Source organism: Micromonospora sp. NPDC052213 (genome assembly GCF_040679695.1).
In the GTDB taxonomy this organism is placed as follows: domain Bacteria; phylum Actinomycetota; class Actinomycetes; order Mycobacteriales; family Micromonosporaceae; genus Micromonospora.
Genome location: NZ_JBFAVI010000063.1, coordinates 13882 through 36384, shown reverse-complemented (window position 1 = coordinate 36384; position 22503 = coordinate 13882). Strand labels below are relative to the sequence as shown.

Below are 22503 nucleotides of genomic sequence, written 5' to 3'. Positions count from 1 at the left end.
GCGCCGCCCCCGGGGCCGGGGGGGCGAGGGTCGCCGAATTTGGCGGGGGGGGGCCGGTGTCCCTCCGGCCCCGCACCGCACCTCACAGGCGGGCGAGTGCCCTGCGCAGCGGGTCGAGCCCGAGCGAGCCCAGGTCGAGCGCCTGGCGGTGGAACTCCTTCAGGTCGAAGTCGGCGCCCTTGCGGGCCTTCGCCTCGTCGCGGGCCTGGAGCCAGATCCGCTCGCCCACCTTGTACGAGGGGGCCTGCCCCGGCCAGCCGAGGTAGCGGTTCAGCTCGAAACGCAGGTTCTCGTCGGGCACCCGGCAGTGCGCCCGCATGAACTCCCAGCCCAGCTCCGGCGTCCAGCGCTCGCCCGGGTGGAAGCCGAACGGGTTGTCCTTCGGGATCTCCAGCTCCAGGTGCATGCCGATGTCGACGATCACCCGGGCGGCCCGGAACGCCTGCCCGTCGAGCATGCCGAGCTTGTCGCCCGGGTCGTCCAGGTAACCCAGATCGTCCATCAGCCGCTCCGAGTAGAGCGCCCAGCCCTCGCCGTGCCCGGAGACCCAGCAGAGCAGCCGCTGCCAGCGGTTGAGCAGCTCGGCGCGGACGGCGGTCTGGGCGACCTGGAGGTGGTGACCCGGCACGCCCTCGTGGTAGACGGTGGTCACCTCGCGCCAGGTGGAGAAGTCCGTGACGCCCTGCGGCACCGCCCACCACATGCGACCGGGGCGGGAGAAGTCCTCGCTCGGGCCGGTGTAGTAGATCGCGCCGTCGCTGGTCGGGGCGAGGCAGCACTCGATCCGGCGGACCTGCTCCGGGATGTCGAAGTGGGTACCGTTCAGGTCGCTGATCGCCTTGTCGGCGAGCGCCTGCATCCAGTCCCGGAACGCCTCCTTGCCCTGGATGGTCCGGGCCGGGTCGGCGTCCAGCGCCGCGACCGCCTCGTCGATGCTCGCGCCGGGGCCGACGATCCGGGCGGCCACCGCCCGCATCTCGGTCTCCAGCCGGGCCAGCTCCTCGAACCCCCAGGCGTACGTCTCGTCGAGGTCGACCTTGGCACCCAGGAAGTACTGCGAGGCCAGCTCGTAGCGCTCGCGGCCGGCGGCCTGCTTCTCCCGGCCCAGCGGGGCCAGCTCGGTACGGAGGAACTGCCCGAACTCGGCGGTGGCCGCGGTCGCCGCCGCCGCGCCCCGGCGCAGCTCGGCGCCGAGGCTGCCGTCGGCGCCCAGCCGCTCGACCAGCCCGTGGAAGAAGTTGTCGCCGTCCGGGTCGGTCCAGATGTCGCACTGCTTGGCGACCTCGACCAACTGCACCCGGGAGCTGACGTGGCCGGCGGCGGCCGCCTCGCGCAGCGTCGCTTTGTAGCCCTCCAGCGCGCCCGCGAAGCCGTTCAGCCGGGCGGCGATGTTGGCCCTGGCGTCGTCGCCCTCGGTGGGCATCAGGTCGAACACCATGCGGACCTCGTGCAGGCCGCTGGCGATCACGTTCACCTCGCTGGTCGTCTCGCCCGCCTCGTAGCGGGCGAGGTCGAGGCCGAGCCGTTCCTGCATGGCCTCCTTGGCGGTCCGTTCCGACTCTGATTCCGGCTCGGTCACGTCCAGGTCGGCCAGGGTCTGTCGGATCAGCCCGGCCCGGGCGGCGTACCCGTCCGGTGACAGGTCGTCGAGCTGGCCGTCGTAGCCGGCAATGCCGACGTAGGTGGCGCCGGTCGGGCTCAGCGGCGCCCAGTCGGCCACGTACCGGTTCGCGAGGTCATCGATTCGTCCCACGCTGCGACCCTACGCGACGCGGCCGCCGAGTTGTCGAGCGTGTTTGCGGTGTTCAGGGCAGCGGTCGCGAGGTCGGCCCGGACAGGTGACGGCGCGCCGGCCCGGCACCGGCGAAGACCCCGGTGGCAGCGCTCCACTGGCGCGGTCCCGACCGGTAGGACGGTCGCTGTGGTGGTCGACACGACGTCCGAAAGTCGCGGGACATTGTCGTGGGGCTGCGGCAGAGTGTCAGGAGTGACAGCGGATATCACCCCTGACCGGGCGGCGCTGCGGAGCTGGCTGCCCGGGTTCGTCGCGCTGGCGGCGATCTGGGGCTCCAGCTTCCTGTTCATCAAGGTCGGCGTCGAGGAGCTGCACCCGCTGCACCTCACCCTCTACCGGGTCGTCGCCGGCGCGGTGACGCTGCTGGTGGTGCTCGCCGTGCTCCGTGACCGGCTGCCCACCGAGCCCCGGGTCTGGGCGCACCTGGCCGTGGTCGCCGCGTTCGGCGTCGCCGTGCCGTTCACCCTCTTCGGCTACGGCGAGCAGCGGGTCGAGTCGATGCTCGCGGGCATCTGGAACGCGACCACCCCGCTGATCGTGCTGCCGCTGGCGGTGCTGGTGTTCCGCACCGAGCGGCTGACCGTCCGCCGCGCGGTCGGGTTGGCGCTGGGCTTCGTCGGCGTGCTGGTGGTGCTCGGCGTCTGGCAGGGCGTGGGCGGGGCGCACTTCGTCGGGCAGCTGATGTGCTTCGGCGCGGCCGCCTGCTACGGCGTCGCCATCCCGTACCAGAAGAAGTTCGTCGCCGGCAGCACGCATTCCGGGCTCTCGCTCTCGGCGGCGCAGTTGCTGATGGCGGCGGCGCAGCTCGCGGTCGTCGCGCCGTTCGTCGCGGGGGCGCCGCCGGTGCCGACCGGCCTCTCGGTCGAGGTGGTGGCCAGCGTGCTGGCGCTCGGCGCGCTCGGCACCGGCCTCGCCTTCGTCATCAACATGCGCAACATCCGGGTCGCCGGGGCGAGCACCGCCTCCACCGTGACCTACCTGATCCCGGTCTTCGCGGTGCTGATCGGCGCCCTCGCCCTCAACGAGCGGCTCACCTGGCACCAGCCGGTCGGCGCGCTGATCGTGCTGCTCGGCGTCGCCGTCTCGCAGGGCCTGATCGGCCGGCGTCGGCCGGCGGCCGACGTCGCCGCGCCGGCCATCGTGCCGGCCACCTCTCGCTGAACGGCCCCGGGCCGACGTCGCCGCGGGCCACCCACCGCTGAGCGGTGCCGCGTGGGCCCGGGGCCGGGGCACGCCCCGACCCGGGGGCGGTCGGCGAGGCGACGGCTCAGCTCGCGGCGTGCTCGCGCGCCCAGTCGACCAGCCGGTCGGCGTCCCACGTGTTGACCACCCGGTCGGCGGGCACCCCGCAGAGGGCGGCGCGCTCGCAGCCGAACCGCTGCCAGTCGAGCTGCCCCGGGGCGTGCGCGTCGGTGTTGATGGCGAAGTCGCAGCCGGCCTCCAGGGCCCGGCGGATCAGCCGCTTCGGGGGATCCTGCCGCTCCGGCCGAGAGTTGATCTCCACGGCCACCCCGCGCTCGGCGCACGCGGCGAAGACGGCGTCCGCGTCGAAGTCGCTCTCCGACCGGGTACGCGGCCGGTGCGCCCGGTCGCCCGGCCCCTTCACGCCGGCGGGCCGGGACGACACCATCCGCCCGGTGCAGTGGCCGAGGATGTCCAGGTGCGGGTTCGCGATCGCGGCCAGCATCCGCCGGGTCATCTTCGCCCGGTCGTCGTTCAGGCCGCTGTGCACCGAGCCGACCACCACGTCGAGGCGGGCCAGCAGCTTCTCGTCCTGGTCCAGCGAACCGTCGGCGAGGATGTCGACCTCGATGCCGGTCAGGATCCGGAAGCCCTCCGGCAGCGCCTCGTTGACCTTCGCCACGTGGTCGAGCTGGCGGCGCAGCCGGTCCGCGGTCAGGCCCCGGGCCACCTTCAGCCGGGGCGAGTGGTCGGTCAGCACCACGTACTCGTGGCCCAGCTCGACCGCGGCGAGCGCCATCTCCTCGATGGGGGAGCCGCCGTCGGACCAGTCGGAGTGGGTGTGGCAGTCGCCGCGCAGCGCGGTGCGCAGCGCGGTCGCCGCCGCGTCGAGGTCGGTGCCCTCGGTGGCGACCAGCCGGCGCAGGTAGACCGGCTCCTCGCCGGCGAGCGACTCGGCGACGCAGCGGGCGGTGACGTCGCCGACCCCGGACAGCTCGGTGAGCTTGCCGGTGCGGGCCCGCTCGGCCACCTCCGTCGCCGGCAGCGCGGCGAGGGCCGCGGCCGCCGACCGGAACGCCCGGACCCGGTAGGTCGCCTCGTTCGCCCGCTCCAGGAGGAAGGCGATCCGGCGGAGATCGGCGATCGGGTCCCGGGCGCTCATTCCAAGGAAAATACGCCTCCGCGCCGCCGGTCGCAGGGACGACCTGCGGCGCGGTCAGCCGGTCGTCGCCGGGGCCTTCGGGCAGCCGTGCCGGCGGTGCCACGCGGCCACCTCGGCGGCCGGCTCGCGGTTGCCCTTGCGCCGCCACGAGTTCAGGTAGGGCGCCGGCCAGACCACGCCCCGCCGGATCCACCAGCCGTCCCGGCCGGTGCACGGCGGGGAGATGCCGAAGTGCAGGTGGCAGACGTTGTTCGCGTTGCCCGTCCGGCCGACCTCGCCGAGCAGCCGCCCCGCCCGCACCCGCACGCCGGCGTCGATCCCGTCGGCGATCCGGCGCAGGTGCGAGCCGTAGTAGCGCACCCCGTCGTCGCCGAGCAGCGAGACCGACAGCCCGCCGTTGTAGGGCCCTCGTGGCCCCCGCTTGTCGAACCGGTCCACCCGGCTGACCTCCAGGACGACGCCGTCGGTCACCGCCACCACGGGCTCGCCGCAGTCGGCGAAGATGTCCGTCCCCGGGTAGGCCGAGTGGGTCGGGTGGTAGGCGACGTTCGTCGCGCGTACCGGAAAGACGTGCGGCAGCCCGGCGCGGGTCGGCGCCGCCGACGGGCCGGTCGGGGCGGCGGCGTCGGTCGGGACGGCGGACGACGGCGCCGGCTGCGCGGCCGTGACCGGCAGGCTCGGGCGGGGGGTGCCGGGTGCCGTCCCGGGCCGGCTCGTCGCGCAGCCGGCGGCCAGCACCGGCACGAGCAACAGCAGGACCGGGTACGCCGGACGCGCGCGGCGGCGTCGGATCGTCGGCGAGGGCATCCGGACATCCTGACAGAGTCGGTACGGTGGGACGAGCCGCACGGCAGAGGGGAGGCGCAGGGTGACGACCGGACCGTACGCCTTCCCGCCCGACCCGGACCTGCGCCCGGTGCCGCGTGCCCCCTCGGGGCTCTTCCCCGCCGGGCCGCCGTCGCGGCCCACCTACCGCGAGCCGCACCCGGTCACCGGCGCGGGCGTCGCCGTGGGCGGCGGCGCGGCGACCGTCTGGCTGCTCCTGTTCGGCCTGCTCGGCCGCAGCGTGTCCGAGTACGCCTGGTGGACGGTGGCGGCCGGCGCCCTGGCCTGGCTGGCCGCGCTGCTGCTGGTCCGCGCCGGCGACCGGGGGGTGGCCACCGGCGTCGCGATCGTCACCGCCGGCGGGTGGAGCATCGCCGCCGCCGTCGTGGCGGTGCGCTGGGCGTCGAGCGGGGACTGGCCGCTCTGGTAGCCCCCGGTCACGGGGAGGTCCGCGCGGCGGCGCGGCTGCGCTGCGTCGCGGGTCGGCTGCGCAGCGAATCCCGTCTTGACGTGGCCGCGCGGACTCGGCACCCTCGGCGGTATGGCCTGGACCACTCCGCGGCTCGATCCCGAGCGCAGCCGTCGCCGCCAGCAGCTCCTCGCCGAGTTGGCGGGTGCCCGGGCGGTCCGCCAGCGCGAGCGGCCGCAGCGGGTGCGGAGCGAGCGGCTGCGGGAGCTCATCGCCACCCGCCGTCGCGTCGCCGGCTGACGAGAGTTTCCTCAGGATTGACCGGCCCTTCGGGGCGTTGACCGGTCGCCTGCCGACCCGACCGGCTAACGTGCACGCGTAACGGGTCGGCGTGCCGAGGCTTTTTTGGGGGGACCGTGTCGTACTTCGCTGCGGCGGTCGTGCGTGACGGCGGCGGCTGGACCGCGGCCGAGGTGAACCTGCGGGGCGTCACCGACGTCGACGACGTCGCCGACCGGCTGCGCGACGTCGACCAGGACGCCGACCTGTCGCTGCTCTTCGTCGAGGCGGACGACGCGTACCTGGTGATCCTGCGCCTGGACGAGGGGGAGGACCTGCGGGTCTTCGGCTCCGACTCGGCGTACGCGGAGGAGTCCCGGCTGGGCGCGCTGCTGGTGGGGGACCTGAAGACCTCGGTGACGGGGATGGACGACACCGACGAGCCGCGCCCGGCCCCGTCCGGCGACGAGGAGAGCCAGCAGCCCGCCGTCGACCCCGAGGCCGACCCGGTCGGCGACGCCGACCTCCTGGCCGACCTGGGCATCCCCGCGCAGAAGCTGCTCAACCTCTGCGCGCAGGAGGGCATGATGCCCGCCGACGTGACCGCCGAGGTGTGCCTGATGCTCGGCTGCGCCGACGAGGTCGAGGAACTGCGTGAGGTCTGACCCGTCCGGTGTCGCCGGGCCGGGTCGGTCGGGGGCCGGTGGCGGCGAGCCGGCCGACGCCACCGATCCGGCGCTGGAGACCGTACGGCCGGGGCAGCCGACCCCGGGCTCGGTCGGCCGGGTCGGGCCCGGCGCGCACGAGGAGCTGGCCGACCCCGACGGCGCCGGCCGGCGGCAGCGGCACGAGCTGTGGATGCGCCGGGCGCTGGAGATCGCGGTCACCGGGCCGGCGGAGCCCGGCGGCGCGGGCGAGGACAGCTCCGACGACATTCCCGTCGGCGCCGTGCTCTACGGGCCGGACGGCGCCGAGCTGGCGACGGGGCGCAACGAGCGGGAGCTGACCGGCGACCCGACCGCGCACGCCGAGGTGCTGGCGCTGCGCCGGGCGGCGGAGCGGCTGGGCCGCTGGCGGCTCGACGGCTGCACGCTGGTGGTCACCCTGGAACCCTGCACGATGTGCGCGGGCGCGCTCGTGCTGGCCCGGGTGTCCACTGTGGTGTTCGGCGCCTGGGAGCCGAAGACCGGGGCCGCCGGCTCGCTCTGGGACGTGCTGCGCGACCGCCGGCTCAACCACCGGCCGGAGGTCTACGGCGGCGTCCTGGAGTCGGAGAGCGCCGCGTTGCTGCGCGCCTTCTTCCGCTGAGGCGACGGCCGCCCTCCCCCGGGGTGGGAGTCAGGCGGGCGGCAGCTCGACCGTGACGTCCAGCCCGCCGCCGTCGCGGGGGCGGGCCGTCACCGTGCCGCCGTGCGCCCGGGCCGCCGCCCGGACGATGGACAACCCGAGGCCGAACCCGCGGCCACCGCCGACCCGCTCGCCGGCGAGCCGGCGGAACGGCTCGAAGATGGCCGCCGTCTCGTAGCCGGGCACCACCGGGCCGGTGTTGCTCACGGTCAGCGTCGACCGCCCCGCCACCACGCCGGTGCGGATTCCGACCCACCCGCCGGTCGGCAGGTTGTGCCGCAGCGCGTTCTCCACCAGGTTGGTGGTGATCCGTTCCAGCAGCACCGGGTCGCCGCTGACCGGCGCCGCCGCCAGGTCTTCCCGGTCCACCACCGGCCCGGTGCCCGCCCGGACCGCCTGGTCGACGACGTGCGCGGCCACCTCGGCCAGGTCCACCCGGGACCGGGCGGTGAGTTCGTTCTCCGAGTCGGCCAGGGTGAGCAGACCGTCGATCAGCCGCTCGTGCCGCTCGTTCACCGAGAGCAGCAACTCGCCGAGCCGGCGGACGTCCTCGGACGCGCCCGGCCGGGTGACGGCCAGCTCGATCAGCGAACGGTTGAGCGCCAGCGGGGTACGCAGTTCGTGCGAGGCGTTCGCGACGAACCGGCGCTGCCCGTCGAACGAGCGGTCGAGCCGCTCCACCATCTCGTCGAAGGTGTCCGCCAGCTCCCGGACCTCGTCCCGTGGCCCGGAGAGCGAGATGCGTTCGTGCAGCCCGCGTCCGGCCACGTCGGCGCCGGCGATCCGCCGGGCGGTCCCGGTGATCTGGTGCAGCGGTTGCAGCGCCCGGCCGGCGACCAGCCAGCCGAACGCGATGGCCACCACGGAGACCAGGAGCAGCGCGATACCGCCCTGGGTGAGCAGCGAGTACAGGGTCTGGTCCCGGGCGTCGTCCTGGGCCCTGCTGACCAGCACCCGCAGCTGTTCGGCCGGGACGCCGTTGATCTTCGGCTCCGTCCCCTGGACGACCGGCTTGGCGTCGCGCAGCGCCATCCCGACCGGCTGCGTCGTGCGCTGGTCGACCAGTACGTAGGTGACCGCGAGCAGGACCAGCCCGGCGACCAGGAAGAGGCCGCCGTAGATCAGGGTCAGCCGGGCCCGGAGGGAGAGGCGCTTCACGAGATCCGGTATCCCACACCGGGCACGGTCTCGACCACCGGCGGGTCGCCCAGCTTGCGGCGCAGCTTCATCACGGTGACCCGGACGACGTTGGTGAACGGGTCGATGTGCTCGTCCCAGGCCCGCTCCAGCAGCTCCTCGGCGGAGACCACCGAGCCGTCGGCGCGCAGCAGCTCGACCAGCACCGCGAACTCCTTGCGGGACAGCGGCACGTACCGGCCGTCCCGGTGCACCTCGCGGCGGCCGGGGTCGACCACGATGCCGGCCCGGGCCAGCGTGGGCGGTGCGGCGGGGCGGGCCCGCCGGCTCAGCGCGTGCACCCGGGCGGAGAGTTCGACCAGGGCGAACGGCTTGGTCAGGTAGTCGTCGGCGCCGAGCGCCAGGCCGGCCACCCGCTCCCGGACGGCCGCCGCCGCGGTGAGCATCAGCACCCGCGTCTCCCCGCCGCCGTCCACGATCGCCCGGCACACCTCGTCGCCGTGCACGAGCGGCAGGTCCCGGTCGAGGACGACCACGTCGTAGTCGTTGACGCCGAGCCGCTCCAGCGCCGCGTCGCCGTCGTACGCGACGTCGACGGCGAACGCCTCCCGGCGCAGCCACTCGGCGATGCTCTCCGCGAGCAGGCTCTCGTCCTCCACCACCAGCACTCTCACCCGCCAATGGTGCCGCGCCCCGGATAACGCCGCCGTTAACGCCGACGGTTACGCCCCGGATACGCCCCCTGTCGTCGACTGGTCGGGACGCCCGGTGGAGCGCCGGGCCGAACGGGGGGTGCCCGGCGACGTCCGCCGGGCCCGGAGAGGAAGCGTGTCATGCGACGAGGACTACTCGCGGTGCCGCTGCTGGTCGCCCTGGCCGTTGCCGGCTGCGGCGGGTCGGGCGACGGACCGGCGGTGGCGACGGCGGGCGGCGGCGGTGCCGAACCGGTGTCGGCCTCCACCGCCGCCCAGCTCGGCGACGAGGAACGGCAGTTGAAGTTCGCCGAGTGCATGCGGGAGAACGGGGTGGAGGTGCCGGACCCGGAGCCGGGCGGCGCCCGGCTGTTCCGGTTCGACGGGAAGACCGACCCGGGGAAGGTGCAGGCGGCCATGGAGAAGTGCCGGCAGCACCTGCCGAACGGCGGAGAGAAGCCGAAGCTCGACCCGGAGCAGGTGGACCGGATGCGCAAGCTCGCCGCCTGCATGCGCGAGAACGGCGTGCCCGAGTTCCCCGACCCCTCCGCGGACGGCGGCATCCAACTGCGGCTCGACGCGATGAACGTCGACGACCAGCAGGTGAAGGCCGCGATGGAGAAGTGCCGGCAGTACGCACCGAAGACCGCCGGAGCCGCGCGGTGAGCGCTCGACGGTTCCGGCTCCGGACGGTCGCGCTGGCCGCCGCCGTCGTGGTCGCGGCCGCCGTCGGTGTCGCCGCCGCGGTGGGCTTCGACGGGACCGACCGCAGCACCGCCGCCGCCGACACCGCCCCGCCGGCCACCGCCACGGTCACCCGGCAGACACTGACCGACGCCCAGACCGTCGACGGCGAGTTGGGGTACGGCACCACCCGCACCGCCTCCGCCCGGCTGAGCGGGACGATCACCGCGGTGCCGGACACCGGTGCGACGGTGAAGCGGGGCGGGCGGCTCTACGCCGTGGACAACGACCCGGTGGTGCTGCTCTACGGGCCGCTGCCCGCGTACCGGGTGCTCCAACCAGGGGTGGAGGGGGCGGACGTCGAGCAGTTCGAGCGGAACCTGCGCGCGCTCGGCCACGACGGCTTCACGGTCGACGACGAGTACACCGGCAGCACCGCCGACGCGGTCCGGCAGTGGCAGGAGAAGCTGGGGCTGCCCGAGACCGGCCGGGTCGAGCCGGGCCGGATCGTCTACGCGGCCGGCGCGGTCCGGGTGGAGAGCCAGCAGGCGGCGCCCGGGGACGCGGCCCAGCCGGGCCAGGCGGTGTTGACGTACACGGGCACCAGCCGGTTGGTCACCGTCGAGCTGGAGGTCGACGACCAACGGCTGGCGAAGAAGGGCGGCGCGGTCTCCGTCAGCCTGCCCGACGGTGGGCCGGTCAACGGAAAGGTCGAGACCGTGCAGACGGTGATCGACGCCGGCACCGGCGGCGCGGCGGGGCAGGACAGCGAGGCCGAGACGAAGATCGAGGTCACCGTGTCGGTGGCCGACCCGGCAAAGCTCGCCGGCTACGACCAGGCGTCCGTGGAGGTCACCTTCACCGCGGCCGAGCGGCCCGACGTGCTCACCGTGCCGGTGGCGGCGCTGCTCGCCCTCGCCGAGGGCGGCTACGGGGTGGAGGTGGTCGACGCGGGGCGGAGCCGGATCGTCGCGGTCACGACAGGGCTCTTCGCCGCCGGCCGGGTCGAGATCAGCGGCCCGGACGTGGCCGAGGGCATGACCGTGGGGATGCCGGCATGACCGCTGACGCCGTCGTGCTGGACGGGGTGAGCCGGACGTACCCGGGCGGGGTCGTGGCGCTGCGTGAGGTGTCGCTGCGGATCCGATACGGCGAGCTCCTGGCGATCGTCGGCCCGTCCGGGTCGGGCAAGTCCACCATGCTGCACCTGATCGGCACGTTGGACCGCCCGTCCGCCGGCCGGGTCCGGATCGACGGGTACGACGTGGCGATCCTGCCGGACCGCCAGCTGGCCGCGCTGCGGGCCCGCCGGATCGGCTTCGTCTTCCAGCAGTTCCACCTCGCCGCCGGCACGCCTGTGCTGGACAACGTCGCGGACGGGCTGCTCTATGCCGGCGTACCCCGGCGCGAGCGGCGGCGGCGTGCGGAGGCCGCGCTCGACCGGGTGGGGCTCGGGCACCGGCTGACGCACCGGCCGCACGAGCTCTCCGGCGGCGAGCGGCAGCGGGTCGCGGTGGCCCGGGCGGTGGTCGGGGAGCCGGCGGTGCTGCTCGCCGACGAGCCGACCGGCAACCTCGACTCGGTGGCCGGTGCCGGGGTGCTGACGCTGCTGCGCGAGTTGCACGTGGCGGGCACCACGGTCGTGGTGATCACGCACGACCGGGAGATCGCCGACGGGCTGCCGCGGCAGGTGCGGATGCGGGACGGCCGGGTGGTGGCCGACTCGGCGGCGCTGGTCTCCGCGGGGGTGCGCTGATGGCGGTGGACACCCGGCGCGACCGGCGTGGGCTGACGGTGGTGGAGAACCGGCCGCGGCTGGTGCCGGCCCGGCTGGTGCCGGCCGACGTGCTCCGGGTCGGCGGGGTGGGGCTGCGTACCCGGCCGCTGCGCGCGTTTCTCTCCGCCCTGGGCATAGCGATCGGCATCGCGGCGATGGTGGCGGTGGTCGGCATCTCGTCGTCGTCCCGCGCCGACCTGGACCGCACCCTGGACCGGCTCGGCACCAACCTGCTCACCGTGGCCCCGGGCAGCACGCTCTTCGGCGAGCAGGCGCGGCTCCCGGTGGAGTCGGTCGCCATGATCGGCCGGATCGGGCCGGTGACCGCGGTGGCCGCCACCGGGCAGGTGCCGGAGAGCCCGGTCTACCGCTCCGACCGCATCCCGCCGGGCCAGACGGGCGGCATCGCCACCCGGGCCGCCCAGCTCGGGCTGGTCGACACCGTCGGCGCGACGGTACGCAGCGGCACCTGGCTGAACGCGGCCACCGAGCGGTACCCGGCCGTGGTGCTCGGCGACGCCGCCGCCCGGCGGCTCGGGCTCGGCGCGGCCGGCCCGGACGTGCAGGTGCACCTCGGCGGGCGCTGGTTCACCGTGGTCGGCATCCTGGCGCCGGCCCCGCTCGCCCCGGAGCTGGACGGCTCGGCGCTGGTCGGCTGGCCGGCCGCGGAGACGTACCTGGGCTTCGACGGGCACCCGACGACCGTCTACACCCGCTCGCGGGAGGCGGCGGTGGAGGCGGTCCGGTCGGTGCTCGGCGCGACCGCGAACCCGGAGGCGCCGAACGAGGTGGAGGTGTCCCGGCCGTCGGACGCGCTGGCGGCCGCGGAGGCCACCGACGAGGCGTTCACCGGCCTGCTGCTGGGCCTCGGCGCGGTGGCGTTGCTCGTCGGCGGTGTCGGGGTGGCGAACACGATGGTCATCTCGGTGCTGGAGCGGCGTGCCGAGATCGGGCTGCGGCGCTCGCTGGGCGCCACCCGGGGGCAGGTTCGCACCCAGTTCCTGGCCGAGTCGCTGCTGCTCTCCGCGTTGGGCGGGGCGGGCGGGGTGCTGCTCGGCATCCTGGTCACCGCCGGCTACGCGCTCTCCCAGGGGTGGCCGACCGTGGTGCCGGCGTGGGCGGTGGTCGGCGGCGTGGCGGCGACCCTGGCGATCGGTGGTGGCGCCGGCCTGTATCCGGCCGTCCGCGCCGCCCGGCTCGCCCCCACGGAGGCGCTGGCCTGACGGTTCGGGTGCGTCCGTGGTCGCCTGCGCGACCGGCGGACGCACCCGGACCGCGTCAGGCGGGGCTCGGGGCGGGACGGAGCAGGGTGGCGGCCACCGCCTGCGCGGTCTCGGTCCACGGCGCCGGGCGCAGAGTGGCCGGGTCGAGCCGGACGATGGCGCGCCGGCCCTCGGCGTGCACCACCCGGCCGTCGACGGAGCGGAACTGGTAGGCGTACTCGGCGCTGCTGGTGCCGAAGTGTTCGAGCCAGAAGTGCACCGCCACGGGCCCGGTGCCGGTGATCGGGGCGCGGTAGGTGATGGTGAACTCGCGTACCGCGTGGAACACGTCGGGGGCGCTGTGCTGCCCGCCCTGGAACGAGACGCCGCGGGCGGCCCAGTACGGCGTCAGGGCCCGTTCCAGCAGCACGGCGTACCGGGCGTTGTGCAGGAGGCCGAGGGCGTCGAGGTCGTCGAAGTGCACCGTGACGTGCTCGACGTGACCGAACTCGACGGCGGGCTGGTCGGCGATGGCGTGGCTCATGAGGGGCCTTCCGGTAGCAGGGTGGGGTCGGGGCACAGCGCCCGTAGGCGGTTCAGCAGGCCCTGGCGGGCGTGCCGGTAGGCGGTGTCGGGGTCCAGCAGCCGGGAGCGCAGCGCGGCGGTGATCCCGAGCGCGTCGATCTCGTACGCCAGCTGCGGGACGTCGGTGTCGGCGGGTAGCTCGCCGGCGTCGACGGCCTCCCGGACGAGCCGTTCGAGGAACGCGGCCCAGCGGCCGAACACCTCGGCGAGCCGGTCCCGGACCGGGCCGGGGCGGGCGTTGTACTCGAAGTCGGTGCTGGCGAAGAAGCAGCCGCCGGGGAGCACCCGGGCGGCGTAGAAGTCGATCCGGGCCTGGTGCAACGCCCAGAGTCGCCGTACGCCGCCGGGGGCGCGCAGGGCCGGGGCGACGATCCGCTCCTGCCACTGCTCCACGGCCCGGTCGATGGTGGCGAGCTGGAGCGCCTCCTTGGAGCGCCAGTGCGCGAACAGCCCGGACTTGCTGACTCCGAGCGTGTCGGCGAGCTGGGCGAGGGAGAGCCCGTGCAGGCCGACCTCGGTGGCCAGCACCACGGCGGCGTCCAGCGCGGCCGTGCGGGTCCGGTCGCCCCGCGCGACGCGTCCGTCGAGTGTCATGGGCAGAGGCTAATAAATAAGCACGACCGGTCGTACAGTTTTGTCGGGTGACGGTCGTCACGACACCGCCCCGCCGTCCAGCGGACGACGGGGCGGTGGAGCCGAAGGGGAGGGGATCAGGCGATGATCGTGTCCAGGGCGATCTCGACCATCTGGCTGAAGGTCTGCTCGCGCTCCTCGGAGGTGGTCTTCTCGCCCGTCTTGATGTGGTCGCTGACCGTCAGCAGGGTCAGCGCGCGGGCCTTGAACCGGGCGGCGATGGTGTAGAGCGCCGCCGACTCCATCTCCACCGCCAGCACCCCGTAGTCGGCGAGGTTGTCGTAGAGGTCCGGGCGGTCGGTGTAGAAGGCGTCCGCCGCCAGGATCGGGCCCACCCGCATGGCGATGCCGCGCCGCTCGGCCACCTCGACCGACGTGCGCAGCAGCCCGAAGTCCGCGACCGGGGCGTAGTCGATCAGCCCGTCGAAGCGCATCCGGTTCATGTTCGAGTCGGTGGAGGAGCCGATCGCCGCGATCACGTCGCGCAGCCGCAGGTCCTCGGTCAGGGCGCCGCAGGAGCCGACCCGGATCAGGCTCTTCACCCCGTACTCGTTGACCAGCTCGTGGGCGTAGATCGAGGCGGAGGGCATGCCCATGCCGGAGCCCTGGACGGAGACCTCGACGCCGTTCCAGCGGCCGGTGAAGCCCAGCATGCCCCGGACCGTCGAGTAGCAGCTGGCGCCCTCGAGGTAGGTCTCCGCGATCCACTTGGCCCGCAGCGGGTCGCCCGGCATCAGGACCCGCTCGGCGATCTCTCCCGGCTTCGCGCCGATGTGCGTACTCATGGCAAAGATCCTGCCAGGCCGGAGGCGGGGATACCGGTTCGGCATCCAGACCCGCGGTCCTGTACCCTCGTCGGCGGTGGCGTGTCCGAGCGGCCTAAGGAGCACGCCTCGAAAGCGTGTGAGGGTTTACGCCCTCCGAGGGTTCAAATCCCTCCGCCACCGCTCGTGACAAGCGAGGACGCCCGGTCGATCCGCGAGGATCGGCCGGGCGTTCCGCGTGTGGTCCCGGTTTCGGCGGTACGCGAGTGGGCGCGGTAGCCCGGACGCCCGTCAGCGCCGGTCGAGTTCCGACTCCAGCCGCTGGATGAGCGTCTTGCGACCCTTGTTGTCGCGTTCGTTCCGCAGTGCCGCCTTGAGTTGGCCCGTGTCGAGGCCCCGGACGAGCTTGGCGGCCTCGGCAACCGGCAGCTCCGACAGCCGCTCGACCGACGTGACGTTCCGGCGTGCGCGGCTGGCCCGCTCGGTGTTGGCGACGTACTGCTTGCCGGACCTCGACTCCTTCCGCTTCTTGGCGTCGGTCTTGCGCTGCTCCTCGTCGGAGAGCTGTTCCCAGGCCTGTTTGGGCAGGTAACGACTCGTCTCGTCGCCGTGCCGCGCCCGGGTGTCGCCTTCCCTGGTCTGCCAGTGCTCGCCGCCCCAACGCTGCAGGGACTTCTGCCGCTCGTCCTTCGGGCCCTCGTAGCCTCCGCCGCGCTTCTGGTACTCCTTGGTGAGCCGTTGCGACTTGCGCGCCGACCACTGCCCCTGCCTGCCGCCCTTGTCGGAAGCCATGATCTCTTCCTTGAGCTGTGCTCTCAGCTCGGGCTTCGTGTACCGCGCCATGTCCGGCGGATACCCGGCACTCCGCCGCACATGCCTGCCGCGCCCCCGACCCCGTCGACGCCCGGTCCCTCCGCAAGGCGTAGCCGGTCGGGGCCGCAGCGCCGTCGCTGGTGTCGAAGACCGACAGGCGGAGTTCAGCAGGGGCTGTGGCCCTCCTCGAAGAGGCGTTGGGCCCACTCGGCGTACCCGACGATGATCTTGCGGACCGTGCGCCCGTCGTGCAGGAACAGGTACGCGCGGTCGCCCCGCCGGGCGAGCAGCCCGTCGAACCGGTGCGTCCCCTGTGGAGCCTCCAGCTCGCGCGCCGACGGGTAGCGGCCCCAGACCTCGTCGACGGGGCTGCCGGCGGTGACGCCCTCCGGGGTGCGCGTCGCGTCGCCGAGCCAGAGCAGCACGAGCCGGTCGTCGACGAAGATCGGGCTGGTCGTGTCGTGCCCGGCGAGTGACGGGCCGCAGGCGTCGACGTCGGTACGCAGGATGCCCCGCCGGGTCAGCTCGTCCTCGGTGTCGCCGAACTCGATGTCGTGGAGCCCGTTCAGGCCGACCACGTCGACGGCTCCGGCGGGCCGACCGTCCATTTCGGGCAGTTGCGGGCGCACGCCACTGCCCGCGATCGAGGCAGCCGTCAGCAGCGTCGCGATGAACGCGAATTGTCGCAATTTCATAGAATCCCCCAGTCCCCAACGGGGCCGGGGCGCTCAGGTTGCTGCTCGTCCCCAGATTGCCGGCTTTCCCACTCGTCGGCCAGCTCGTCCCAGTAGTCGGCGCTCAGCCGCCGGCGGCCGTGCGCGAGCCACCCGGCGGTGCTCCGCTCGACGTGCAGACCCAGCTCGGCGAACGGGTCGATCCACGCGCCGGGCTCCGCGCCGAGCCGGGCGAGCGCGGCGTTGAGCGGCCACTCCGACCGCGGCCCGTCGAAGAGGTGGTCGACGCGCGGCCCCCAGCTCACCCCGCCGCCGAGCCACACCGCCGCCGACTGGTAGCCCGCGCCGCCGGCGAACTCCGCCTCCAGGTACGCCACCGGACCCGACCGCGACCAGCCCGCGAGGACCCCGGCGAGGGCGGCCGAGAGCACCAGGTGGAACGGCTCCGCGGGCGACCGTTCCGCCGCCGAGAAGTCGGGCAGCGCCCCGGTCAGCTCCTCGACGAGTTGCGGGGTGACCGGCAGCAGCGCGAAGTCCTGGCGCAGCTCGCCGACGACCGCGTGGTCGAGGTCGGCGGTCTGCTCGCGGAGCAGCTCGGCGTCCGCGACGACCGCGCTGAGCTGGTAACCCATCGGAGCCCTCCGCCGTCCACAGCCTGTGGATGGAACATGTGTACGACGGACCCGCCTCCGCCACCAACCACCGCACGCTACCGCCCACCCCCGCTGCCGTGGGGACGCGACGACCCCCGTGATCTTGCACTTTCGGCCCTGTTTCGGACGGAATGCGGGCCTTCGCCCGGGTGCGAAGTGCAAGATCTCCGGGGCGCGTGGGGGAGGGCGGCGAGGTAGCGGGTGGCGAGGGTGTGGAGGAGGTCAACGTCGACCGCGTCGCGGCCCTCGAAGCGGCCGGCCGGATGCGCCCCGCCGGCCCGCGTGGGCGCCGACCGACGACGGCACGACGTGCACCCGGACGTGCGGCTCGGAGCAGCGGGCGGCGCCGGCTCAGGCCAGCAGGTTGACCAGGGCGGCGAGCCCGACGACCACGATCGCGGCGCGCAGCGCCGCCGGCGGCAGCCGACGCCCCCACCGGCCGCCGACCAGGCCACCCACCACGGAACCCACGGCGATGAGCAGGGCCGGCTGCCAGGCCACCGTGCCCAGGGCGATGAACATGATCGCCGCGACCCCGTTCACCAGGCCGGCGAGCACGTTCTTGACCCCGTTGACCCAGCGCAGGTCGGTGGAGAGCAGCACCCCGAGCAGCCCCAGCAGCAGCACACCCTGGGCGGCGCCGAAGTAGCCGCCGTACACCCCGGTGGCGAACACACCGAGGAGCAGGAGCGGCCCGACCCGCCGGACCTCCCCGTCGGCGGGCGGCGGCGCGTCCGCCGGGCCCTGCCGCCGGCGGGCCAGCGCCCGGGCCAGTTGCGGCTGCACCAGCACCAGCACCAGCGCCAGCCCGATCAGCGCCGGCACGATGGCCCGGAACGCCCCCGGCGGCAGTCGCAGCAGCAGCACGCCCCCGGTGATCCCCCCGAGCACGCTCGCGACGCCCAACCGCGCCAGCAGCCGGCCGTGCCCGGCAAGATCACGGCGATAGGCGTACGCCCCGGAGAACGACCCCGGCACCAGCCCGACCGTGTTCGACACGTTCGCCACCACCGGTGGATAGCCCAGGGACAGCAGGACCGGGAAGGTCACCAGCGTGCCCGAGCCCACCACCGCGTTGATGGCACCGGCCGCGACCCCGGCGGCCAGCACCGCCAGCATCTCGGCGGCGTTCAACATCGTGTTCATCTGTGTCCGCGCCTTCCCCGGGCCGGTCGTCGCCCTCAGGTCGCCGCCGCCCGGATGTCTCGCTGTCGAGTGCGGCTGCCAGCGTATGGTTCCGGCCCTGTCGGGTTGATCGACCTGCGTCGGAGATCACCTCTCGGCCGGCCGAGTCCGGCCAGGCGCGGCCGTGCCGTGCGGGCGGCTGCGAGTCCCGAAGATCGCTCGCAGGGGGCAGACGGATCGGCCACCAGTTGCGATGATGACCGCCGATGCGGCGCGGGCTCCGTCGCCGCCACGGGGGATCGACACAGACGGAGAGACGTGGCGGCTCGGCGCAGGCCGGGCTGCCCGTCGACCTGTCCGCTTCCTCCGTGCGACGACGGGCCACCGACGCCGCACCTCGTTCCGCCCCGGCGGCCGAGGGCCAACCAGCTCAGGAGGAAGCATGCAGGACAACCGTTCCGGCCGTCGTCATCTGCTCCGGGCCGCGATGGTCGGCGCGGGCGCCGCCGTCGCCGCGCCCGCGCTCGGCGGCATCACCCCCGCACAGGCCGCCGCGCTCGCGTCCACCGGCGCGATCCCGTGGGTCGGTCCCGCCGGCTCCGGCGCCACCTACGAGGTGGATCCGACCGTCGGCGCCCAGGCCGCCATCAACACCGCGCTGGGCAGCAGCAGCCAGCGGGCCGTCTACGTCGCGCCCGGCACCTACACGGTCAAGGCCCCGGTGGTGCTCGACGACAAGCACGCGCTGATCGGCGCCGGCCCACTGGTCACGATCCTGCGCGCCGGCTCGGGCTTCAGCGGGGCGGCGCTGGTCGTCAACCCGTGGTCCGGCACGTACGTCGGCTCCTCCCGCCAGTGCGTGACCGACATCGGGCTCGACGCGGCGAACATCGTGGCGAACGGGATCAACTTCCAGATGAACGCCACCCCGTCCACGTACGGGCCGGACCCGGCGCCGTGGTTCACCCGGGTCTTCGTCACCCGCACCACCGGCGACGGCATCTACCTCGGCGGCACCTACTCGGGCGGGCAGCGCGAGTTCAAGCTGACCGACTGCCGGGTCGAGCACGCGGACGGCTGGGCCTACAACATCCAGTCCTCCGACGGTTTCGTCAGCGGCTGCTCCGCCCAGGGCGGTGCCGCCGGGGGCTACCTGATCAGCGGCGGCAACCTCAAGGTCTGGGGCAGCAAGGCGTACGGCACCGGTACCGCGACGACGCCGGGTCCCGCCTTCCGCATCGAGTCCGCCCGCGCCACGCTGGTGGGCTGCGAGGCCCAGGACAGCGCGGGCAACGGGTTCGAGATCGCCGCCCCGAACTGCACGCTCTCCGGCTGCACCGCCGACTCGACGGGGACCGGCAGCAGTGACCAGCACTCGGCCGGCTTCCACATCGCCGCCTCGGCCGTCAGCGTGGAGGGCGGCTCGTTCCAGCGGGCCGGCGGCGGCGGAAAGTGGATCGTCGGCGGCGCGGGCATGCGGACGGCGCTCTACCTGGCCGACGGGGCCGACTACCTCTCCGTACGGCTGGTCACCGGCGGGGCCCGGGAGACGCCGTTCCAGCGCCTGATCACCGGGACGGCGGGCTCCCACTCGTCGATCTCGGTCATCGGCTGACACCGGGGGACGTACCACGACGAAGGGCCGGCCCCTCGTGGGGACCGGCCCTTCGTCGACGGCGGAGGATACGAGATTCGAACTCGTGAGGGTGTGAACCCAACACGCTTTCCAAGCGTGCGCCCTAGGCCTCTAGGCGAATCCTCCGCAGAAGAGGATACAGGTCCCCGGCGGCTCGGCCACCCCACCACCCCCTGAAGATCGACGGCCGGTCGGGTAGGCTTGGCGGTACCCCCCGTGCGGCGTGTATCTCGTGAACCTCCCCAGGGCCGGAAGGCAGCAAGGATAAGCGGGCTCTGACGGGTGCACGGGGGGCCTTTCTGTCTCCGGGTGCCGGTAACGTCCCTGCGGGTCAGGTCACCGGCGGGGTGGGTGGTCACCCGCGGCTGACCGGCGCAGAATGGCTCGGTCGAGAGGAGGCGGGACGGGTGGCACTGGCGCTCTACCGCAAGTACCGGCCACGCACCTTCGCCGAGGTCATCGGGCAGGAGCACGTCACCGAGCCGCTGTCGCAGGCGCTGCGCAGCGGGCGGCTCAACCACGCGTACCTCTTCTCCGGTCCCCGTGGCTGCGGCAAGACCTCCAGCGCCCGCATCCTGGCCCGCTCCCTCAACTGTGAGCAGGGTCCCACCCCGGAGCCGTGCGGGCAGTGCGAGTCCTGCCGCTCGCTGGCCACCGACGGCGCCGGCTCGATCGACGTCATCGAGATCGACGCGGCCAGCCACGGTGGCGTCGACGACGCCCGCGAGCTGCGCGAGAAGGCGTTCTTCGCGCCGGCCCGCAGCCGCTTCAAGATCTATGTCATCGACGAGGCGCACATGGTCTCGTCGGCCGGCTTCAACGCCCTGCTCAAGCTGGTCGAGGAGCCGCCCGAGTACGTCAAGTTCATCTTCGCGACCACCGAGCCGGAGAAGGTCCTCGGCACGATCAAGTCGCGGACCCACCACTACCCGTTCCGGCTGATCCCGCCGAAGGTGCTCCGGCCCTACCTGGAGCAGCTCTGCGAGGCGGAGGGCGTGGCGGTCGAGCCGGCGGTCTTCCCGCTGGTGGTGCGCGCGGGTGGCGGCAGCGCCCGGGACAGCCTCTCCGTGCTCGACCAGCTCATCGCCGGGGCCGGGCCGGAGGGGGTCACCTACCCCCGCGCCGCCGCGCTGCTCGGTGTCACCGACGCCGCCCTGATCGACGAGATGTGCGACGCGCTGGCCGCCGGCGACGGGGCGGCCGCGTACGTGACCGTCGACCGGGTGGCCGAGGCCGGGCACGACCCGCGCCGGTTCGCCTCCGACCTGCTGGAGCGGCTGCGCGACCTGATCGTGCTCCAGCAGGTGCCGGACGCCGCCGCCAAGGGCCTGATCGACGGCCCGACCGACCAGATCGAGCGGATGGCCGCCCAGGCCCAGCGGCTCGGCCCGGGCACCCTGTCCCGCTGCGCCGACATCGTGCACAACGGCCTCGTGGAGATGCGTGGCACCACCGCGCCTCGGCTGCTGCTGGAGCTGATCTGCGCCCGGATGCTGCTGCCCGGCGCCGACGACACCACCGGCGGCCTGCTCCAGCGCCTGGAGCGCATGGAGCGCCGGCTCGCCCTCGTCGGCACCGACGCGCCGCCGGCCGCCGCCGGCCCCGCGCCGGCCGCCCCGGCTCCGGTACGCCCCGACACTCCCGCCGCGACCGCGGCTGCCGCCGCGCCCGACCCGGGGCCCGCCGGCCCGCCGGCGGCTGCCGCCGCTCCGTCCGGTGTCGCCGCCGCCCGCGCCGCGGCCGGAGCCGCCACCGGTTCCCGGTCGGCGGAGGCGGTCCCGGGTGCCGCGGACCCGGTGGGTGCCACCGCCGGCGGCCCGCCCGCCGATGCTCCCGCCCGCCGTGACGTGCCGTCCTCGGCGGTGATGCCCGACCCGGCCACCCCGGAGCCGCCCCGCCCCGGTGCGGCTCCGGCGGGCGCGCTGGACGCCGTCGCGGTGCGCCGGGTCTGGTCGGACATCGTCGCCAAGGTCAACCGGATCAAGAAGCCGGCCGCCGCGCTGATGCGCGACGCCGTGGTCCGCGACGTGGACGGCGACACCCTGGTGCTGACCGTCAAGTCGCCGGTGCTCGCGCAGATGATGGGCAACCACACCTCGGTGCTGGCCGAGGCGCTGTACGAGGAGTTCGGCGGCCGCTGGCAGATCCGCTGCGAGGTGGCCGGCGAGCGGGGTGGCGCGTCGCTCGGTGGCCCGTCCCGGCCCGCCGCTCCGGCCCGCCCGGCCTCCCCGCCACCGGCCGCCCCCGTCCACCAGGCCCCGGCCGGCGCCGGCCCGTCCGGCAACGGCGCGGGCGGCGGCATGTCCGGCGGCCCGAGCGGTGCGGCCGGCAGGCCGGAGGGCGTGGCCGGCGGGCCTCGTGGTGGCGCGGGCGGCCAGGGCGGGGCGACCCGGCCGGCGTCCGGCGCGGGTGCGGCGCGGGGCGGCAGCCCGTCCGCCGACGACGCCGGGGACTGGCCCGAGGCGGCCCGGCCCGGCGGCGCGGCCGGCGGAGCCGAGGACTGGCCCGAACCGGCCCGCCCGGGCGGCGCGGCCGGGGGCGCCGACGACTGGCCGGAACCGGCCCGGCCGGGCGGCACGGCGACGGCCACCTCGACGGCGGGCGCGGCGACGACCACCGCACCGAGGGGCAGCGCGTCGGCGGCCGCCGCGCCGGCCGTACCAAAGCCGGCCGGTCCCTCGGCGGCGCCGCAGCAGGCCGCGCCCGCCGGTCCCCCGGTGAGCAGCGCGATCGCGGCGGCGCGGGCGGCTGCGGCGGGACGCGGCCCGCGGCCCGCCCAGGCGGCCCGGAAGACCGCGGACGCCGACTGGGCCGGCGAGCCGCCGTACGACCCGGACTTCGACGGGCCGGTGCGCGGCGGCGGGGGACGCCCCGGCGGCGCCCAGCCGGCGAGCCCGACCTACGAGGGCTTCGACCCGGGCGACGAGCCGCTGGACGAGGTGCTCGACGAGCGGACCGCGCGGGAATCCAGCGAGGAGCAGGCGGTACGGCTGCTGCGGGAGGCGTTCGGCGCGGAGAAGATCGACGAGGTGGACGCCCGCTAGGGCCACGGCCCGGCAGGTCGGCGTAGCGGCCGGCGTCCATCGCCGCAGCGGCCCGCGCCTGCTGTTCCGCTGCCGCCGCGGCCTG

At 74.7% G+C, this 22503-nt stretch carries 23 protein-coding genes, 2 tRNA genes and 1 other RNA gene; 13 read left to right on the top strand and 13 right to left on the bottom strand.

What is annotated here, in order from left to right:
- Window positions 1-82: 82 nt before the first annotated feature.
- Entirely contained in the window at window positions 83-1753 is a 1671-nt protein-coding gene (locus tag AB0L34_RS17405; protein ID WP_357456270.1) for a DUF885 domain-containing protein, read from the bottom strand.
- Window positions 1754-1987: 234 nt separating this feature from the next.
- Between AB0L34_RS17405 and AB0L34_RS17400 the strand changes: the two genes are divergently transcribed.
- A complete protein-coding gene (locus tag AB0L34_RS17400) occupies window positions 1988-2956 on the top strand; it encodes a DMT family transporter (RefSeq protein WP_363705440.1) in 969 nt (322 codons plus the stop codon).
- Between the two features lie 106 nt (window positions 2957-3062).
- Here AB0L34_RS17400 and AB0L34_RS17395 read toward each other — a convergent pair whose 3' ends face one another.
- Entirely contained in the window at window positions 3063-4139 is a 1077-nt protein-coding gene (locus tag AB0L34_RS17395) for a PHP domain-containing protein (protein ID WP_363705439.1), read from the bottom strand.
- Window positions 4140-4193: 54 nt separating this feature from the next.
- Window positions 4194-4946 (bottom strand): M23 family metallopeptidase, encoded by a 753-nt coding sequence (locus AB0L34_RS17390; RefSeq protein ID WP_363705438.1) that lies wholly within the window; start codon window positions 4944-4946, stop codon window positions 4194-4196.
- Window positions 4947-5046: 100 nt separating this feature from the next.
- On the opposite strand from AB0L34_RS17390, the gene AB0L34_RS17385 reads away from it, so the two are divergent.
- The 4 genes from AB0L34_RS17385 to AB0L34_RS17370 all read left to right on the top strand — a co-directional run bounded on the left by AB0L34_RS17385 (window position 5047) and on the right by AB0L34_RS17370 (window position 6960).
- Window positions 5047-5394, top strand: coding sequence for a hypothetical protein (locus AB0L34_RS17385; protein WP_363705443.1), 348 nt, complete (start codon window positions 5047-5049; stop codon window positions 5392-5394).
- 111 nt (window positions 5395-5505) lie between these two features.
- On the top strand, window positions 5506-5673 hold the full coding sequence (locus AB0L34_RS17380; protein WP_350709602.1) for a hypothetical protein: 168 nt from the start codon (window positions 5506-5508) through the stop codon (window positions 5671-5673).
- A 116-nt stretch (window positions 5674-5789) separates the two neighbouring features.
- Window positions 5790-6317: a tRNA adenosine deaminase-associated protein gene (locus AB0L34_RS17375; RefSeq protein ID WP_357456284.1), complete on the top strand. Its 528-nt coding sequence runs from the start codon at window positions 5790-5792 to the stop codon at window positions 6315-6317.
- A 193-nt stretch (window positions 6318-6510) separates the two neighbouring features.
- Window positions 6511-6960: a nucleoside deaminase gene (locus AB0L34_RS17370; RefSeq protein WP_363705442.1), complete on the top strand. Its 450-nt coding sequence runs from the start codon at window positions 6511-6513 to the stop codon at window positions 6958-6960.
- A 30-nt stretch (window positions 6961-6990) separates the two neighbouring features.
- Here AB0L34_RS17370 and AB0L34_RS17365 read toward each other — a convergent pair whose 3' ends face one another.
- Together AB0L34_RS17365 and AB0L34_RS17360 are read right to left on the bottom strand one after the other, a co-directional pair.
- Entirely contained in the window at window positions 6991-8157 is a 1167-nt protein-coding gene (locus tag AB0L34_RS17365; RefSeq protein ID WP_363705437.1) for a HAMP domain-containing sensor histidine kinase, read from the bottom strand.
- Window positions 8154-8810 carry a response regulator transcription factor gene (locus tag AB0L34_RS17360; RefSeq protein WP_350679041.1) on the bottom strand — a complete coding sequence of 219 codons (657 nt, stop codon included), beginning with the start codon at window positions 8808-8810 and terminating at the stop codon, window positions 8154-8156. The genes AB0L34_RS17365 and AB0L34_RS17360 overlap by 4 nt, the downstream gene beginning before the upstream one ends.
- 159 nt (window positions 8811-8969) lie before the next feature.
- Between AB0L34_RS17360 and AB0L34_RS17355 the strand changes: the two genes are divergently transcribed.
- Genes AB0L34_RS17355 through AB0L34_RS17340 form a run of 4 tightly spaced genes read left to right on the top strand, consistent with a single transcriptional unit; the run spans window position 8970 to window position 12512 of the window.
- Window positions 8970-9494, top strand: a complete 525-nt coding sequence (locus AB0L34_RS17355) for a hypothetical protein (protein ID WP_363705436.1) — start codon at window positions 8970-8972, stop codon at window positions 9492-9494.
- On the top strand, window positions 9491-10573 hold the full coding sequence (locus AB0L34_RS17350; protein ID WP_363705435.1) for a peptidoglycan-binding protein: 1083 nt from the start codon (window positions 9491-9493) through the stop codon (window positions 10571-10573). Before AB0L34_RS17355 ends, AB0L34_RS17350 begins: the two co-directional genes overlap by 4 nt.
- Window positions 10570-11268 carry an ABC transporter ATP-binding protein gene (locus AB0L34_RS17345; RefSeq protein WP_363705434.1) on the top strand — a complete coding sequence of 233 codons (699 nt, stop codon included), beginning with the start codon at window positions 10570-10572 and terminating at the stop codon, window positions 11266-11268. The genes AB0L34_RS17350 and AB0L34_RS17345 overlap by 4 nt, the downstream gene beginning before the upstream one ends.
- Window positions 11268-12512 carry an ABC transporter permease gene (locus AB0L34_RS17340; protein WP_363705433.1) on the top strand — a complete coding sequence of 415 codons (1245 nt, stop codon included), beginning with the start codon at window positions 11268-11270 and terminating at the stop codon, window positions 12510-12512. Before AB0L34_RS17345 ends, AB0L34_RS17340 begins: the two co-directional genes overlap by 1 nt.
- A 55-nt stretch (window positions 12513-12567) precedes the next feature.
- Here the strand turns inward: AB0L34_RS17340 and AB0L34_RS17335 are convergent, their stop codons facing one another.
- The 3 genes from AB0L34_RS17335 to deoD all read right to left on the bottom strand — a co-directional run bounded on the left by AB0L34_RS17335 (window position 12568) and on the right by deoD (window position 14494).
- Window positions 12568-13035 carry a thioesterase family protein gene (locus AB0L34_RS17335; protein WP_357456305.1) on the bottom strand — a complete coding sequence of 156 codons (468 nt, stop codon included), beginning with the start codon at window positions 13033-13035 and terminating at the stop codon, window positions 12568-12570.
- The gene (locus tag AB0L34_RS17330) at window positions 13032-13670 is read right to left on the bottom strand and encodes a TetR/AcrR family transcriptional regulator (RefSeq protein ID WP_363705432.1); all 639 of its coding nucleotides are present in this window, start codon (window positions 13668-13670) and stop codon (window positions 13032-13034) included. The genes AB0L34_RS17335 and AB0L34_RS17330 overlap by 4 nt, the downstream gene beginning before the upstream one ends.
- Before the next feature lie 116 nt (window positions 13671-13786).
- Complete coding sequence (gene deoD, locus AB0L34_RS17325) at window positions 13787-14494, bottom strand: purine-nucleoside phosphorylase (protein WP_350709584.1); 708 nt, start codon at window positions 14492-14494, stop codon at window positions 13787-13789.
- 75 nt (window positions 14495-14569) lie between these two features.
- Here deoD and AB0L34_RS17320 point away from each other — a divergent pair.
- Window positions 14570-14656, top strand: a tRNA-Ser gene (locus tag AB0L34_RS17320).
- Between the two features lie 108 nt (window positions 14657-14764).
- Here AB0L34_RS17320 and AB0L34_RS17315 read toward each other — a convergent pair.
- The 4 genes from AB0L34_RS17315 to AB0L34_RS17300 all read right to left on the bottom strand — a co-directional run bounded on the left by AB0L34_RS17315 (window position 14765) and on the right by AB0L34_RS17300 (window position 17759).
- Window positions 14765-15316, bottom strand: coding sequence for a hypothetical protein (locus AB0L34_RS17315; protein ID WP_363705431.1), 552 nt, complete (start codon window positions 15314-15316; stop codon window positions 14765-14767).
- A gap of 134 nt (window positions 15317-15450) precedes the next feature.
- Window positions 15451-15894 carry a hypothetical protein gene (locus AB0L34_RS17310; RefSeq protein WP_357456584.1) on the bottom strand — a complete coding sequence of 148 codons (444 nt, stop codon included), beginning with the start codon at window positions 15892-15894 and terminating at the stop codon, window positions 15451-15453.
- Between the two features lie 83 nt (window positions 15895-15977).
- On the bottom strand, window positions 15978-16592 hold the full coding sequence (locus tag AB0L34_RS17305; RefSeq protein WP_363705430.1) for a hypothetical protein: 615 nt from the start codon (window positions 16590-16592) through the stop codon (window positions 15978-15980).
- A gap of 372 nt (window positions 16593-16964) precedes the next feature.
- A complete protein-coding gene (locus AB0L34_RS17300) occupies window positions 16965-17759 on the bottom strand; it encodes a sulfite exporter TauE/SafE family protein (RefSeq protein WP_363705429.1) in 795 nt (264 codons plus the stop codon).
- 421 nt (window positions 17760-18180) lie between these two features.
- Here AB0L34_RS17300 and AB0L34_RS17295 point away from each other — a divergent pair, with 421 nt between their 5' ends.
- A complete protein-coding gene (locus AB0L34_RS17295) occupies window positions 18181-19353 on the top strand; it encodes a glycosyl hydrolase family 28-related protein (protein ID WP_363705428.1) in 1173 nt (390 codons plus the stop codon).
- A gap of 62 nt (window positions 19354-19415) precedes the next feature.
- Here the strand turns inward: AB0L34_RS17295 and AB0L34_RS17290 are convergent.
- Window positions 19416-19500, bottom strand: a tRNA-Ser gene (locus AB0L34_RS17290).
- 82 nt (window positions 19501-19582) lie between these two features.
- On the opposite strand from AB0L34_RS17290, the gene ffs reads away from it, so the two are divergent.
- Together ffs and AB0L34_RS17280 are read left to right on the top strand one after the other, a co-directional pair.
- An RNA gene (gene ffs / locus AB0L34_RS17285) (signal recognition particle sRNA small type) lies at window positions 19583-19673 on the top strand.
- A gap of 108 nt (window positions 19674-19781) precedes the next feature.
- Window positions 19782-22418, top strand: coding sequence for a DNA polymerase III subunit gamma and tau (locus AB0L34_RS17280; RefSeq protein WP_363705427.1), 2637 nt, complete (start codon window positions 19782-19784; stop codon window positions 22416-22418).
- Window positions 22419-22503: the final 85 nt, after the last annotated feature.